This window comes from Myxococcus sp. CA040A (assembly GCF_013336725.1).
In the GTDB taxonomy this organism is placed as follows: domain Bacteria; phylum Myxococcota; class Myxococcia; order Myxococcales; family Myxococcaceae; genus Myxococcus; species Myxococcus llanfairpwllgwyngyllgogerychwyrndrobwllllantysiliogogogochensis.
The window spans coordinates 784419-798382 of record NZ_JABUMR010000004.1; the positions used below are offsets into that span (position 1 = coordinate 784419).

The 13964-nt window shown below is 70.0% G+C and carries 10 protein-coding genes; 6 read left to right on the plus strand and 4 right to left on the minus strand.

Annotated elements, in window-relative coordinates:
• Positions 1 to 218 precede the first annotated feature (218 nt).
• Positions 219 to 1274 (plus strand): SMP-30/gluconolactonase/LRE family protein, encoded by a 1056-nt coding sequence (locus HUA75_RS20270; protein ID WP_174487319.1) that lies wholly within the window; start codon positions 219 to 221, stop codon positions 1272 to 1274.
• Positions 1275 to 1334: 60 nt separating this feature from the next.
• Here the strand turns inward: HUA75_RS20270 and HUA75_RS20275 are convergent, their stop codons facing one another.
• Positions 1335 to 2603: an FHA domain-containing protein gene (locus tag HUA75_RS20275; protein ID WP_174487320.1), complete on the minus strand. Its 1269-nt coding sequence runs from the start codon at positions 2601 to 2603 to the stop codon at positions 1335 to 1337.
• A 3-nt stretch (positions 2604 to 2606) separates the two neighbouring features.
• On the minus strand, positions 2607 to 4913 hold the full coding sequence (locus HUA75_RS20280; RefSeq protein WP_174487321.1) for a thioredoxin domain-containing protein: 2307 nt from the start codon (positions 4911 to 4913) through the stop codon (positions 2607 to 2609).
• A 123-nt stretch (positions 4914 to 5036) separates the two neighbouring features.
• Here HUA75_RS20280 and HUA75_RS20285 point away from each other — a divergent pair, with 123 nt between their 5' ends.
• Both HUA75_RS20285 and HUA75_RS20290 read left to right on the plus strand, forming a co-directional pair.
• Positions 5037 to 5954, plus strand: coding sequence for a phosphatase PAP2 family protein (locus HUA75_RS20285; protein WP_174487322.1), 918 nt, complete (start codon positions 5037 to 5039; stop codon positions 5952 to 5954).
• Positions 5955 to 5998: 44 nt separating this feature from the next.
• Positions 5999 to 7207, plus strand: coding sequence for a dienelactone hydrolase family protein (locus tag HUA75_RS20290; protein WP_174487323.1), 1209 nt, complete (start codon positions 5999 to 6001; stop codon positions 7205 to 7207).
• Positions 7208 to 7213: 6 nt separating this feature from the next.
• On the opposite strand, the gene HUA75_RS20295 is transcribed toward HUA75_RS20290, so the two are convergent.
• Positions 7214 to 8131 (minus strand): metallophosphoesterase, encoded by a 918-nt coding sequence (locus HUA75_RS20295; RefSeq protein WP_141648917.1) that lies wholly within the window; start codon positions 8129 to 8131, stop codon positions 7214 to 7216.
• 337 nt (positions 8132 to 8468) lie between these two features.
• Entirely contained in the window at positions 8469 to 9212 is a 744-nt protein-coding gene (locus tag HUA75_RS20300) for a hypothetical protein (RefSeq protein ID WP_174487324.1), read from the minus strand.
• Between HUA75_RS20300 and HUA75_RS20305 the strand changes: the two genes are divergently transcribed.
• The 3 genes from HUA75_RS20305 (at position 9180) to HUA75_RS20315 (ending at position 13964) form a co-directional block, all read left to right on the plus strand.
• A complete protein-coding gene (locus HUA75_RS20305; protein ID WP_174487325.1) occupies positions 9180 to 10109 on the plus strand; it encodes a C39 family peptidase in 930 nt (309 codons plus the stop codon). The two genes, HUA75_RS20300 and HUA75_RS20305, sit on opposite strands and share 33 nt — an antisense overlap.
• Positions 10110 to 10170: 61 nt before the next feature.
• Positions 10171 to 10968: a sigma-70 family RNA polymerase sigma factor gene (locus tag HUA75_RS20310; RefSeq protein WP_217446162.1), complete on the plus strand. Its 798-nt coding sequence runs from the start codon at positions 10171 to 10173 to the stop codon at positions 10966 to 10968.
• Positions 10969 to 10976: 8 nt separating this feature from the next.
• Complete coding sequence (locus HUA75_RS20315; protein WP_174487327.1) at positions 10977 to 13964, plus strand: serine/threonine-protein kinase; 2988 nt, start codon at positions 10977 to 10979, stop codon at positions 13962 to 13964.

Consider the following 13964-nt stretch of genomic DNA (forward strand, 5'->3'; position numbering starts at 1 on the left):
CCTCCGATTGTTGCGACTTCCGCACGAGTCTAATGCGCCCACTCCCGATGATGGGGCACCACTCCCGGGTTACTTCCCTCGTGTCCCCGCGAGTCCGTCCTCTCTCGCAGGTACGCCGTGACGAAGCGCGGCGAGGCCCACGGGCCTCGTGCGCCCTTCACGAACCCGCACTGCGCGGCTCGCTGAAGTCCCCTCTCCTTGCCTCGGGAGTCCACTGGATGTGCTCACCATCCCTCGCTGGTGCCTTGACCGCCCTGCTGCTCACCTCCACCCCCGCGGCGTCACCTCCCGCCCCCGCCGCCTCCTCGGCCTCCGACGTGAGCGCGAAGTCGCGTCCCCGCGTTACCGAGCAGTTGCCACTCCCTCCCGGTTTCACCATTCCGAACGGCATCGCCCACGCCGTGGACGGGACGCTCTATGTGGGCTCCGTGGCGGATGGCCGCGTGCTCCGGCGCGCGCCAGGAGGCACCTGGACAGAGCTGTTTCCCGGCTCGGAGCAGGTGTTCTCCGCGACGAGCCTCCGTCTGGATGCACCTCGGAACCTGCTGTGGGGGACGTCTCCCGATGCCATGGGATTGCTGCGCCCCAAGGGCACCATGGGTGGACGACGTCACGCTCGAATCTTCGCGCTCGACGCTCGCACGGGGGCGCTGCGCAAGCTCGTCCACCTGCCGGAAGGCGCGCTCGGAAATGACCTCACCGTGGCGCCAGATGGCGGCCTCTATGTCACGGACAGCGCCCGTGCCTCCGTGCTGTACCTGCGCCCCGGTGGTGACCACCTGGAGACGTGGGTGACAGACCCGCGCTTCAAGGCCCAGGGCACGGGCATGAGCGCGGTCGGCCCCGCCGGAATCGCGCTCGCCGCTGATGGGCGCACGCTCGCCGTCAATACCTACGGGCCAGGGCGGCTCTTCTTGATTCACCCCGGAGCGTCGTCCGACGCCCCGCCCCGAGTCACCGAGGTGGAGCTGCCTCGCCGTCTGGAGAACCCAGATGGGATGCGCTTCGCACCGGATGGCCGCCTGCTCCTCGTCGAAGGCTCGATTCAGAGCGGCGACGGACGCCTCATCCGCGTCGAGGTCCTCGGGAAGACACAGGGCCCGAGGGCGCTGGAAGTGCTCGCCTCGGGGTTGGAGTCGCCCGTCAACCTCACCGTGTCGGACGAAGGCACGGTGTGGGTGACGGAGGCGCGTCTTCGCGACCGACTCCTCAAGGGCACCTCGGTGCCTCTGCCGGAGAACTTCTGGGTGGCTTCGGTGCCACTGTCCCGCTGAAGCCCCGGCTGCCTCCACCCTCTCGAAAGACGGTGGAGGCAGTGAGTCTTCCCTCGCGGCTCAGGTGGTCAGCGAGAAGGTGATGCGGATACCGCCCAGCAGGTACTCCTCACCATCCGCCACCTGCCGGCGGGTGATGCGGGTGTTGTCGAACCACGTGCCGTTCGAGGACTTGAGGTCCTCGATGAAGACCTCGTCGCCGTCGCGCTGAATCACCGCGTGCTCGCGAGACACCCTCGCGGACTTCACCATCAGGTCGGCGCTCGGCCCACGCCCGATGATGAACCGCTCGCGCGCGACGAGCACGGGCTCTCCCTCGTCGAGCTTGACGTGCACCTTCAGCTCCGGCGGCGCCTGGACGATGATGGTCTTGTCCGGCTTGACGGCGGCGCCTGTCTTCCGCTCGTCCTTGGCCTGGGTCACCAGGTCGGCGGAGTCATCGTCCGCCAGGGCGGGACCACTCGCGGCCTCGTCCTCTTCGTCCGCGTCTTCGGCACCCGACTCGTCGCCCTCGGCATCCTCATCCGAGTCGTCAGCGTCCTTGCCCGAATCCGTGTCGTCGGAGTCCTCCTCATCGGCGTCGTCATCCGAGTCCTCGTCATCCGAGTCCTCGTCATCAGCATCGTCGTCCGAGTCTTCGTCTGACTCTTCAGCGCCCTCGTCCGAATCCTCCTCGTCCGAGTCCTCGTCATCAGCGTCGTCGTCCGAGTCCTCGTCGTCCGAGTCCTCCTCCGGCTTCGCTTCTACGGGCTCGACCCATTGATCGACATCCCGCACGAGGTCCCGGACTCGCGCGCCGACGGCCTCTCGCAGCGCCTCCACATCAACGGGAGCCTCCGCGACGGCGGCCTTCTCCTCCGGCGCGGCGTCACTGGCCAAGGCTTCATCCGCATCCGGTGAGCCTTCGTGCTCCCCGGTCTTGGACTCGTCCTCCTCCGTATCCGCCAGCTCGACAGCCGGCGGTGCCGTCCGCAGCTCCACCTTCTGCTCGACCTCGCGGACAATCTCCCGAACGCGCTCGGCGACCTCGACGCTCGGCGTGGCGTCACTGGGTTCCGTCTTCGTCTCGACGGGGGCCTTCGCCACCGTCAACTCGGGCGGCGCGACGGCGACAACGACCGCGGGTGCCGCCACGGCGACTACCGCCGGAGCAGCCACCGCTTCCGCGAGGCTGACCTGCGTGGGCTGGATGAACCCGAACTGTCGCGCGAGCGAGAAGACGGCCTGATTGACGAGGACGTCGCGGTCCACGCCCATCTCCCGGCTCATCGTCTCCAGCGCGGTCCAGAGCGGATCCGCGATTTCGACCTTTCGAGGAGTCCTGTTCATGACTCAGCTCCCCCTCAGGTTGTCCTGCCAGGGAGACACATTGTCGCTGTCGGCCATCCAGTAGAACATCGCCTGCACCTCGCCGTATTGCTGCTCGACGATGCCCACCAGGTTGGGGTGGACATTGTCGATGTCGATACCCTCGAACTTGAAGCTGGCGGCCCCTGACGCCTGAGCGCCCCGGCCTCCCGTCACGCGGCGATCCCTCGCGCGCCACAACCGCTGACTGGCCATGCCCGCCGCGTGGCCGAAGTCCTTCGGCGGCGACAGCTTCCGAGGCATCACGACCTGCGTCTCACCACAGGCCCACAGCAGCCACGTCAGCGCGGCCCACTCCGCGCGAGCCGTGCGCACCAGGTCCGGCAGCCCCAGCGTCCCCACGGCGAGCGTCTCGTCCACGGCGACCGAGTCCTCGCCAATCTCCACCTCGTCCTCCGCCAGCTCCACCGGCCCGTCAGGAAGCAGCGCCGACACATCCGGCGGCATCCAGGGCATGGCCGCGCCCGGCTTGAAGCGCTTGAGCAACTCCGCACGAAGCATCTGCAGCCGCGTCGCGTACTTCTGGGCGACCCGCTGGATGGCCTTCAGCTGCTGGCCGGGCTTCTCCGGCAGGTCGTTGTACGTCGAGTGCGGCGTCTCCTTCGCCGGCCAGAAATCGAACCGGGGGAAGAGGCAGTGCGCATAGGCCCGCAGGAAGTCCGCCGTGCCGGGCTCCGACTTCGCCAGTCCATCGGCATCCATCAGCGCGTGCTCGTCCATCCCCAGGTTCAGCAGGATGAGGCCGCGCGTGAACAGGAACGCCGTCCGCGTCGGCTCGAACAGCAGCGCCGCGTTGACGAAGTCCAGCGCCGCCCGAGGCCGGTCCGTCTGGTCCAGCAGCACCGCGTAGCCCCGCAGCAGCATGGCCACGTCACCGCCATGGACCAGGGTCTCCGCCATGGGCGACCAGGAGTCCGACGCCTTCTCCAGCACCTGACCCGCCGTCGCCTGCGCGTTCTCTGGCGTGCGCGGCAGCGTCACGCGCTCCACCCACTCCTTCAGCGGCCCCACCTGCTGGTCGCTCGAGGTCGCACGGGCCAGCGCCAGGAGGGCCTCGCGGTACTTGCGCGCCGCGATGCACGTGTCCGCGTATTCACGCCACGCCGCCGCCGCCCGGGGCAGATTGGAGAAGACCGGCGAGGCCTTCATCTCGTCTTCGCCCTGCGCGACACCCAGGTCCCGCGTCAGCACCACCTTGCGGTCCTGGTCGAACAGCGTCCAGGTGCCGCAGGCGTCGTCTCCCTCGAACCGCCCCTCGTCGAACATCACCCGAGGGTCCGCATACTCGTCCTTCGCCAGCGAGCGGTACACGCCATGGCGATTGCCGTCGACGAACTCTCCCTCCCAGAGCAGCTCGCCGTCCTGGGTCCAGAAGCGCGCCAGGCCGTGACGCTCACCCTCCGCGTTCAGATTCACATGGGACCACTGGTTCAGGTCCTCGCGCAGCTCCGCCTCCACGGGAATGCCCGCGGGCCGGTCCGGGTACGGCTCTCCCGTCGACGGCACCACGCGGCGGTCCTCGCCGTCGTAGTGCTTCACGCCGACGACGCGGCCGTGGTCATAGGTCATGACCGTCTTGCGCACCCTCTCCGAGACGCCGTTCTCGTGCATGCGCTCGGTGGTGAACTTGTCGGAGGCGAACCACGTCCGGGGGCCGTGAAGGTCGCCCTTCACGAACTCGCCGTCCTGGGACACCTCGCCGCTCTCGTGGAAGCGCTTGAAGGGGCCGTGCGGCTTGCCCTGCTCGAAGGTGCACTCGTTGCAGAGCGTGCCGTCCGCGCGCCAATACCGATAGGGCCCGTGGTTGCGGCCCTTGGCGTCCTTGCCGCCGTGGACCCACTCGCTGTCGCTGTCATCCCATTCCGCTTCGGGATGAACACCGGGAGGAGCGATGCCCTGCTCGGTGAGCTTCTTGTTCTCCTCGGCCTGCCGGGCGACGGCGGCGTCCAGCGCCTTCAGGGACCGGACCAGCGTGTCCAGGCGCCCCGGCGACATCGCGCCGCTGGAGCGGTGGACGACGACACCGTCCTTGAACGCCATGAGCGTGGGGATGGATTGAATCTCGAACCGGCCTGACAGCTCCTGCTGCGCCTCGGTGTCGACCTTGCCGAACACGACGTCCGGATGCTTCGCCGAGGTGGACGCATAGGTGGGGGCGAAGGCGCGGCAGGGACCGCACCACTCCGCCCAGAAATCCACCAGGACCAGACCCGGCTTGCCAGTCGTCTGCTCGAAGGTCTCGGCCGTCAAATCGACGGGGTGATCACTCACGATGGTGCCTCGGAATGCGAATGGAAGTCGGCTGCTTGTAGTCAAACCCATCGCGGCACGCCAGTGACGGCTGCCCCCTTCCGCCCCCGCATCCGGTTCTTCGAAAACGAGACGAAGCCCCTTATGCTGCGAACCGTGCGCTCGTCCTTTTCCAGTCTCGTGCTGGGTCTCCTCCTCGTGGTCGCTCCCTCGACTCCGGCCCTGGCCCAGGCGGCGGAGGATGCACCCCGCCTGCATGAGCTGCGGTTCGACTGGGCTCGCGACAGCGTCATCACCGGCTCGGCCGCGGTGCTCTGGATTTCGAGCGAGGCGTTCTTCAAGAGCGACCTGGCGCCGGCGACGTGCCGCTGGTGCGACCGGGCGCCGGATGGGACGGACACCCTCAACCGGGTGGACCGTTGGGGCCGGGGGCTCGCGGGGAGCACGGAGGCGTCGCGCAACCGGGCAGGAACATGGAGCAACATCCTGGGCTTCGGCGTGCTGCCCGCCGGAGTGATGGGCCTGCAGTTCGCGATGGGACGCGCGTCGGACAGCCCGGACCGGTTCTTCGCCCAGGACGCGACCATCATCCTGGAGAGCGCCATGCTGGCGACGCTGGCCAACCAGACGGTGAAGTTCCTCGTCGGTCGCGAGCGCCCCTTCGTCCACGTGCTGCCGGAGGACCAGAAGGGCCTCACCGAGCAGCCCAGCGACAACAACCTGTCGTTCTACAGTGGACACACCAACCTCGCCTTCTCGCTGGTGGTCTCCGCCGGCACGGTGGCCGCGCTGCGAGGCTACGAGCATCAGGCGTGGATCTGGGCGGTGGGGCTGCCGCTGGCGACCTCCGTGGGCTTGCTGCGCATGGGCGCCGACAAGCACTACCTCACCGACGTGGCCACCGGGGCCCTGCTGGGCGCGGCCTTCGGCGTCGCGGTGCCCCTGCTGCTTCACGGGCGCACCGGCACCGTGGAAGCCAACGCCTCTCGCCGCTCTTCTTCCGCCGCCCGGTTGATGCCCGTCGCCGGCGCGCGCATGGCTGGCGTCTCGGGCGTCTTCTGAGCACCTCCAGCCACGCGGCGTGGCTCCGCGCGGCGCCACCGCGCATGCACCGGACCGCGCGATGGCTCGGTGCCCTGGCCGCGCTGCTGCTCGTGACGGGCTGCCAGTCCGCGAGCAGGTTCGCGCCCACCTACCTGCTGGTTCCTCCGCAGCCGGTGGTGCTGACTCCGCCCCTGTGGGGACAGCTCGAAGCGGGGCCCTGGAACGTGGGGCTGCGCGTGCGGACCCTCCCTCCGGACGTGGCGGGCGCATCGACGCTCCAGCTCACCCTCTGGTATCCCGCGCGGGGTGGGGACCCGACGCGCCGCGTGCACTATCGCGACTACGTGGGGCTCACCAGCTCCGAGGAGCATCCCGAGGCCACGGGTGACGCGCTCCTCGCGAACGAGGCCGTGACGCGGTACGAGCAGGGCCTCGTCGACCGAGGCATTCCCGAGGAGAGCACGAGCGCCTGGCTCGACTCGCCCATGGCCGCGGTACCTGACGCGCCGCCCGCGCCGGGCCGCTTCCCGCTCGTGCTGGTGGCCCAGGGCCGCTACCACTCCGCCCAGCATCAGGCCGTGCTGGCCGAGTACCTGGCGAGCCACGGCTACGTCGTGGCGACCACGCCCTCACCCACTCGGCGCGCGCCGCCTGGACCGGACCTCGACGTGCTCGCCACCGCCCGGGCCCAGGCGCACGAGCTCGAACGCACGCTGCACCAGCTCCAGTCGGACAGCCGCATCGACTCCACCCGCGTGGCGCTGGTGGGACACAGCCTGGGCGCTCGGGCCGCGTTCCTCTTCGTGCTCGCGCATCCCGAAGCCGCCGCCCTGGTGAGCCTGGATGGCGGCCTCGCGAACCAGGCGGGCAAGGACTGGCTGACGGGCCTGCCGTACTTCTACCCCGAGCGCTATCGCGTCCCGCTGCTCCACATCTACCAGGAGGGGGATGCGGAGGTGGTGCCCGACTTCGAGCTGCTGGAGTCCCTGCGCGGCGCGGAGCGATGGACGCTGCGCATCGCGGGGATGCGGCACCTGGACTTCACCAGCGTGGGTGCGGCGAGCGTGCTGGCTCCGGGCCTCGCGCCCGCGCGGTCCGCGGAGGACATCGCCCGGGGCTGGGCCACGACGGCGAGCGCCACGCGCAGGTTCCTCGATGCGAACGTGCGGCGCAGGCTGGTCATCCCGGGAGCCCCGCCCCCTCCCCCCAGCCCGCTCGTGACACCCGACCCGAGGGTGACGCTCACGCATTGGGGTGAAGGACAGCCCTGAGCGGGGCTACATCGCGCCGACCGGTGCGTCGTCGGCGTTGGCCTCGCTCTCCACGGGGGCAGGCGGCAGCGCGGACATGTCCCAGCGTTGGCCTGCCTCCCACGCCACCTGCCCGGTGGTGCCCCACCCGACGCGCTGGACCGTCGAGCCGTCGTACTCCAGCCAGAAGACCGACTCCTCCGGCCGGGTGGCCTGGTCCAGACAGGCGATGCGCGTGGCGGGCCGCCCCACTCCCTCCAACGTCACCGCGAAGGACTTGTGCGAGTGACCGCACAACAGCCACTTCGGCTGCACCGTGTCCACCACCCGCCGCGTCACCGCGTTCCCAATCCAGTACGAAGGCAGGGGCCGGGGCGGCGAGGGATTCTCCTCGCGGGCGCGCTGGACGATGCCGCGCGGCCACTCGTGCACCAGCATCAGGTCCACGTCTCGCAGGGACATCACGCGCTCGACCTCCGCCGCGCGGAAGTATCCCGCCTGCTTCATCAGGTCCTGAGTCACGGGCCGCTTCAGCGGCTGGTCGATGAAGCGCGGCGCATGGATGCCGGAGAGGTAGGCCACGCGAAGCCCGCATAGCTCCCGCACGCCCGCACGCCCCAGATAGGACACGCCCGGCGCCAGCTCGCCTCCGTCCAGGAAGTCGTGCAGCGCATCGAAGTCCTCGTTGTTGCCCCCGATGAAATAGAGCGGCCGCTTCACGCGCCGCACCCCGTCCGCGTACTCGGCGAACTCGGCGGGCATCATCCGCTTGGCGGCCTTGCGACGGTGGTCATCCGCGCGGCGGAACGCCTCCACGTCCCCCACCGCGAGCACCATTCCCACACGCCGCCCACGAGACTCCTCCAGCGCGTCCAACCACGTCTCCACGCGGTGGAAGCGACCGTGGACGTCACCCAGGGCAGCAACCAGGAGGGGCTCCGGCATCGCGTCCGCAAGGCTGCACCCGCTCCTCCACTCTGTCGAGTCATCCGTGCCCCAGGGGACCGACCGCTGACAGAAAACCCACACTTCAGTGCGGGTGCCCCCCACGAGGCCATCCCTTCCCCGGCCCTCAATCACAAACAAAACCAATGTTTCAAACACCGCTCCACCTGGAAGACGGGACCCGGGGAATTAGTGGCTCAATATTTCTCAAATCCACGCCAACCCAATGAATTCACTGGGATTCAATGAGGTTCCCAGCGCGACGGGGTGATGAAGGAAACCTCACCGGCGCACGAAACAAATATTCGCGTTTTATCGACAAACATTCCAAACCCTCTCAGCGGAGAACGAAATGACCATCCGGTCCCTCCTTCACTCTTTTGCCGCGCGCCCCGTCCGGAGTCCTTCCCACGACACATCTCGTCCCTCCGGGACAGCCGCCTCCGGACGGCCGGCGCCGCGCCAACGCATGGATGCCTTCGACGCCCCGGGGCCGTCCCCGCGCAGGGCCGAGGATACGAAGGGGTTGAAGCACCCCGGGCGTGCCGTCGGCACCGAACTCCGCGAGGCCGCCGACGAGGCACGGCGGAACGAGAAGCTCGATGAGCTGGGCGAGGCACTTCGAGCGCGGATGCTCCGTGAGTCGCTCCGCGACGCGGGGCGTGGCGAGAAGCTCGAAGACCTCGGCGCCGCGCTCAGGCAACACGCCTTGCGCGAAGCGCTGGGCAACGCAGGGTGTGGCGAGAAGCTCGAGGACCTCGGCGCCGCGCTCAGGCAACACGCCTTGCGCGAAGCGCTGGGCAACGCAGGGTGTGGCGAGAAGCTCGAGGACCTCGGCGCCGCGCTCAGGCAACGTGCCTTGCGCGAAGCGCTGGGCAACGCAAAGCGTGGCGAGAAGCTCGAAGACCTCGGCGCCGCGCTCAGGCAACACGCCTTGCGCGAGGCGCTGGGCAACGCAGGGTCTGGCGAGAAGCTCGAGGACCTCGGCGCCGCGCTCAGGCAGCACGCCTTGCGCGAAGCGCTCGGCGACCCGGGGCGGGACGAGCAGATGGCGAAGCTTGAAGCCCTCCTCCTCCAGCATGCGCTTCGTGAGCAGGGCGCCCAGATGGCGGAGGCGCTGAGAAACAGCGTTCCACCCGGCTTGCCGAAGGCCCCGACCACCGACTGGCAGGTGCAACCCGGTGACACATTGGGGGACATCTCGTGGAGCCTGATGCAGCAAGGCGTGCCGGGCCCCGTCGAGGACATCGCGCGACAAATCGTGGAGCTCAACGGCCTGGAGAATCCGGACCTCATCCACGCGGGCAGCACGCTCCAGGTTCCCGCCCCTCCCACCCTCACCGACGGCCTCCCGCCGTCCGTCCCCACCCAGGATTCCGCTCCGACGCCGGGCGCCACGCCGACGCTGGGCTCAACGCCCTCCAGCCCCTCCGCGCCGGGTGAGCGCTACCCCGTGCCGTACATCAATCAGACCTCCTCCGAGGGCACCGAGGACGACTGGAACCGCTTCTCCAACTGCGGCCCCACGACGCTGGCGATGATTCTCAAGGGCTACGGGCTCGGCGAGGGCCTGTCCGACGGCGCCTTCATCAACCAGCTCGCCAACTCCATCGGCATGGGCGCCGAAGGCACCGGTTACGTCGGCATCGAGCAGATGGCCGCGAACCAGGGACTCACATCGGAGACCCACGCCGGCTCCGATACGGCCTGGATTCAGCAACAGCTCGAAGCGGGCAACCTCGTCGCCGTCAACGGTGAGAGCAGCGTGATGCTCGCCAACGAGCAGCCACCCAACGCCTCCGGCAACTTCTCCGGAGGCCACTGGATTGCGGTGACGGGCATGACGCCCGAGGGCAACTTCATCGTCCACGACCCGTCCAGCACCTGCCGCGAACTCACCCCGGACCAGCTCTCCCGCTTCCTCGCAGAGCACCACGCCGGAGGCTTCGCCACCGCCATCCACCCGCCGCGGGAATGACTCGGCGCGGTACGAGCCCTCGGCCCCGGCGCGCGCCCTCGGGCTGGAACAGGAGCCAGCGTTGTACACTCCCAACCGCATGGACCCACCCCGCCCCGATGAGGACGCGTACCTCAGGGCCCGCGCCGCCTGGCCCGGCGTGGTGCTCGAACGCGGCGTCTTCCTCGCGCACCTGAGCGCACGCGGCGGGACGGACCCCGTCCGACACGTGGAGGACCTGTACCTCGCCTGTGCGTGCGCACGGGGCCTTCCGGCGGCGCTCGCGCTCTTCGAGCGTCGCCTCCTCCCCGCCGCGCGCCAGGCCCTGGCTCGAAGGAACATGGCCCCCGACGTGGTGGACGAAGCCATGCAACGGCTGCGCGAACGCCTGCTGCTGCCCCGCGAGGATGCCCCACCCCGTCTTGCCGAATACGACGGTCGCGGCCCCCTGGAGACCTGGGTCCGCACCGTGGCCCTTCGGCTCGCGCTCACGGAGCTGCGTGAGCGCGCCGCCCGCCCCATCGCCCTGGAGGAAGCGCTGCTGCCTGTCCAGGACGCCTCCTTCGCCGCGCTGAAGCATCGCCACCACGCGGACATCGAAGCGTCCATCGCCTCCGCGCTCGCCTCGATGGAGCTTCGCGAGCGCGCCTTCCTCCGGCTGCACCTCGTGGAGAACGTGGGCGTGGAGGACATTGGCCGGGTGCATGGCGTGAGTCGCGCCACCATGACGCGGTGGCTCAAGGCCGCTAGGGACACGCTCACCGAGCGCACCCACGCGGAGCTGCGACGACGACTGAAGGTCGACGCATCCGAGCTGGAAAGTCTGGCCCGCACGCTCCTGAGCGGACTGGACTTGAGCGTGCGGCACCTGCTGCGCTGAGTGAGGCCATGGACTGCCCCGACGAAAACACCCTCCTGGCGTACTGCGAGCGGGCCCTGGAACCGTCCCAGGCCCAGGCCGTGGAGGCCCACGTGGACCATTGCTCCGCGTGCCTCGCGCTGGTGGGTGAGGCGGCTCGGGGCGCCGCGCGCACCACGCTGATGGACGCGCCCGGAGAAAAACCCGGCACCGACAAGCCGGCGGCCGCCCCTTCGTCCTCACCCGGGCGAGGCACCCAGTTGGGCCGCTACGTGGTCCTGGACCGCGTGGGCGCCGGAGGCATGGGGGTGGTGCTGAGCGCGTATGACCCTCGGCTGGACCGCAGGGTCGCCCTCAAGTTGGTGCGCGCGCTCGACGGTGACGGCGCCAGGGAGCTGGAGCAGCGCCTGCTCCGCGAGGCCCAGGCCGTGGCCCGACTCTCCCATCCCCACGTCATCACCGTCTTCGACGTGGGCACCGTGGACGGCCGACTCTTCATGGCCATGGAGTTCGTCGAGGGCCCCACCCTGCGCCAGTGGCTCAAGGCCAGCCCTCGCTCGTGGCGAGAGGTGCTGCACCTGTTCAAGCAGGCGGGCCAGGGGCTCGCGGCCGCGCATGCCGCGCAGCTCATCCACCGCGACTTCAAGCCAGACAACGTGCTCGTCGATGGCCAGGGCCGCGCGCGTGTGACGGACTTCGGACTCGCGCGCCTCCAGGACACCACCCCCGCCCTGCCCACGCCTCCGCGCGCGAACCTGCCCGATGACGACGCCGCGCCCCTGACGCGCACGGGCTCCCTGGTGGGAACCCCGGCCTACATGCCGCCCGAGCAATGGAGCGGCGAGCCCATGGATGCCCGGGGGGACCAGTTCAGCTTCTGCGTCGCCTTGTACGAAGCCCTCTTCCGCATCCGCCCCTTCGCCAGGGGCCAGCCTCCCGACTTCGAGCACCTCCAGGCCCCCGCGCACGACACGGACGTGCCCGCCTGGGTGCGTCGCGTGGTGCTGCGCGGCCTCGGCATCAAGCCCGCGGACCGCTACGCCTCCATGACCGCGCTCCTGGAGGACCTCGGGAAGGACCCGGCCCGCCGGCGCGCGCGGCTGCTCGCCACCGGGTGCGCTGTCGCCGGGGTGTCCGCCCTCGCCCTCCTGCCATGGCTGTGCGCCGAGCCCGCGCCCTGCACCGGTGCCGCCGCGCGCCTCGCTCCGGTGTGGAGCGCCCCCCGCGAGGCCAGGGTGCGCGCCGCCATGCTCTCCACTGGCGCTTCCCTGGCGGGGTCCACCATGGACGCGGTATCACGACACCTCTCCGACTACGCGCGGGCCTGGGAGGCGGGCTACACCGAGACGTGCGAGGCCACCCACGTGCGCCACGAGCAACCGGAGAACGTGCTCGCGCTGCGCATGGCCTGCCTGGAATCCCGGCGCCAATCCCTTGACGTGCTCGCTGACACGTTGGAGCGCGCCGATTCGGCCCTGGTGCAGAAAGCCGCCGAGGCCTCCCTGCGCCTCCCCTCGGTCTCCGACTGCTCACGCGTGGAGTCCATCCTCTCCCTCGCGCCCGAACCCCAGGACCCCGCCGTGCGCACCCGGATGGAGCAGGCGCGGCTGCGGCTGTCGCGCGCCCAGGTGCTGCTGGAGACGGGGCGCTACGCGCAGGGGAAAACGGAGGTCACGGCGGCGCTGGAGGAGGCCCGCGCGCTCGGCTACCGCCCGCTGGAGGCGGAGGTGCTCCATGTCGCGGGCTGGCTGGAGCATCGGCTCGCCCGGAACGAAGAGGCCGAGCGCGCCTGGACCGAGGCCATGCGGGCCGCGCTCGCCGGACGTCATGACGTGCTGGCCCTGCGTGCGAGCACGGACCTGGTCTTCGTCATCGGCTACGAGTTGGAGGACATGAAGCGCGGGCTGGAGCACGCCGCCCAGGCGCGGGCGCTGATGGAGCGCGTGGGCTCGGCGGACGAGAGCGCGGCCCGGCTGGAGAACAACCTGGGCCTGGTGTACTTCGGCGAAGGCCAGCTCCCCCAATCCCTGGAGCACTACCAGCGCGCCCTCGCCTTGCGCGAGCGAACCCTCGGGCCCGAGCACCTCGACACGGCCAAGGTCCTCACCAACCTCGCCCTCGTGCGCACGCGGCAGGGGAGCCCGCTCGATGCCGTCTCGCTCTACGAGCGGGCGCTCGCCATCCAGCGACGCGAGCTGGGAGCAGGACACCCCCTGGTCGCCAACACCCTCATCCTCCTGGGAGACGCACGCCGCTGGGTGGAGGGCCCCGAGGCCGCGGTCGCCTTCTACGAGCAAGCCCTCGCGCTGCGCGAAGCCACGCTCGGCGAAACGCACCTGGACACCATCCGTCTCCACAACGACCTGGGCCGCCTGCACGAGCAACTCGAGCGCTTCGATTCAGCCCGGATGCACCACGAGAAGGCCCTGGCGCTGACGGCCCACGCCTTCGGCGAGGAGCATGCGGAGTACGCCCAGTCCCTGCTGGCCCTGGCCGCGCTCGAGAACCGTCAGGGCCACTTCGCCGCGGCGCTGAAGGGGTATGACCGGACGCTGGCCCTCCAGGCGCGGCTGCTCGGGGCGAAGGACTCCTCCACGTTGCGCACGCGGGAGGAGCGCGCGGCCGTGCTGCGCAAGGCGGGCCGGCCGCGTGAAGCCCTGGCGGAGTTGGAGGAGGTGCTCGCGAGAAAGGAGGCGGACGGTGGCCCGCGTCAGCCCCGCCTCGTCACGTCGCTCGTCGAGCTGGCTCGCACCTGGCTGGAGTTGAAGCAGCCCGAGCGCGCCCGCGTCGCCGCACAGCGCGCGCTCGATATCATCCAGCCGCTGGGGTGGAGCCCCACGCGCAGGGCGGAGCTCCAGTTCACCCTGGCCCAGGCCCTCTGGGACGCGAAGTCATCACGAGGCCAGGCGCTCGCGCTCGTCGACGAGGCCCTCGCGGCCTTCACCTCCGCAGGCAAAGCCAAACAGGCCCAGGCCCGCGAGGTGGCCCTCTGGAAGCAGGCTCATTCCAGGCCTTGA

Coding starts and splice junctions, on each gene's coding strand:
- HUA75_RS20300 (WP_174487324.1), bottom strand. CDS start 9,212: ATGCTGGAGGAGGAGGGCTTCAAGCTTCGCCATCTGCTCGTCCCGCCC.
- HUA75_RS20270 (WP_174487319.1), top strand. CDS start 219: ATGTGCTCACCATCCCTCGCTGGTGCCTTGACCGCCCTGCTGCTCACC.
- HUA75_RS20315 (WP_174487327.1), top strand. CDS start 10,977: ATGGACTGCCCCGACGAAAACACCCTCCTGGCGTACTGCGAGCGGGCC.
- HUA75_RS20305 (WP_174487325.1), top strand. CDS start 9,180: ATGGCGAAGCTTGAAGCCCTCCTCCTCCAGCATGCGCTTCGTGAGCAG.
- HUA75_RS20285 (WP_174487322.1), top strand. CDS start 5,037: ATGCTGCGAACCGTGCGCTCGTCCTTTTCCAGTCTCGTGCTGGGTCTC.
- HUA75_RS20290 (WP_174487323.1), top strand. CDS start 5,999: ATGCACCGGACCGCGCGATGGCTCGGTGCCCTGGCCGCGCTGCTGCTC.
- HUA75_RS20275 (WP_174487320.1), bottom strand. CDS start 2,603: ATGAACAGGACTCCTCGAAAGGTCGAAATCGCGGATCCGCTCTGGACC.
- HUA75_RS20295 (WP_141648917.1), bottom strand. CDS start 8,131: ATGCCGGAGCCCCTCCTGGTTGCTGCCCTGGGTGACGTCCACGGTCGC.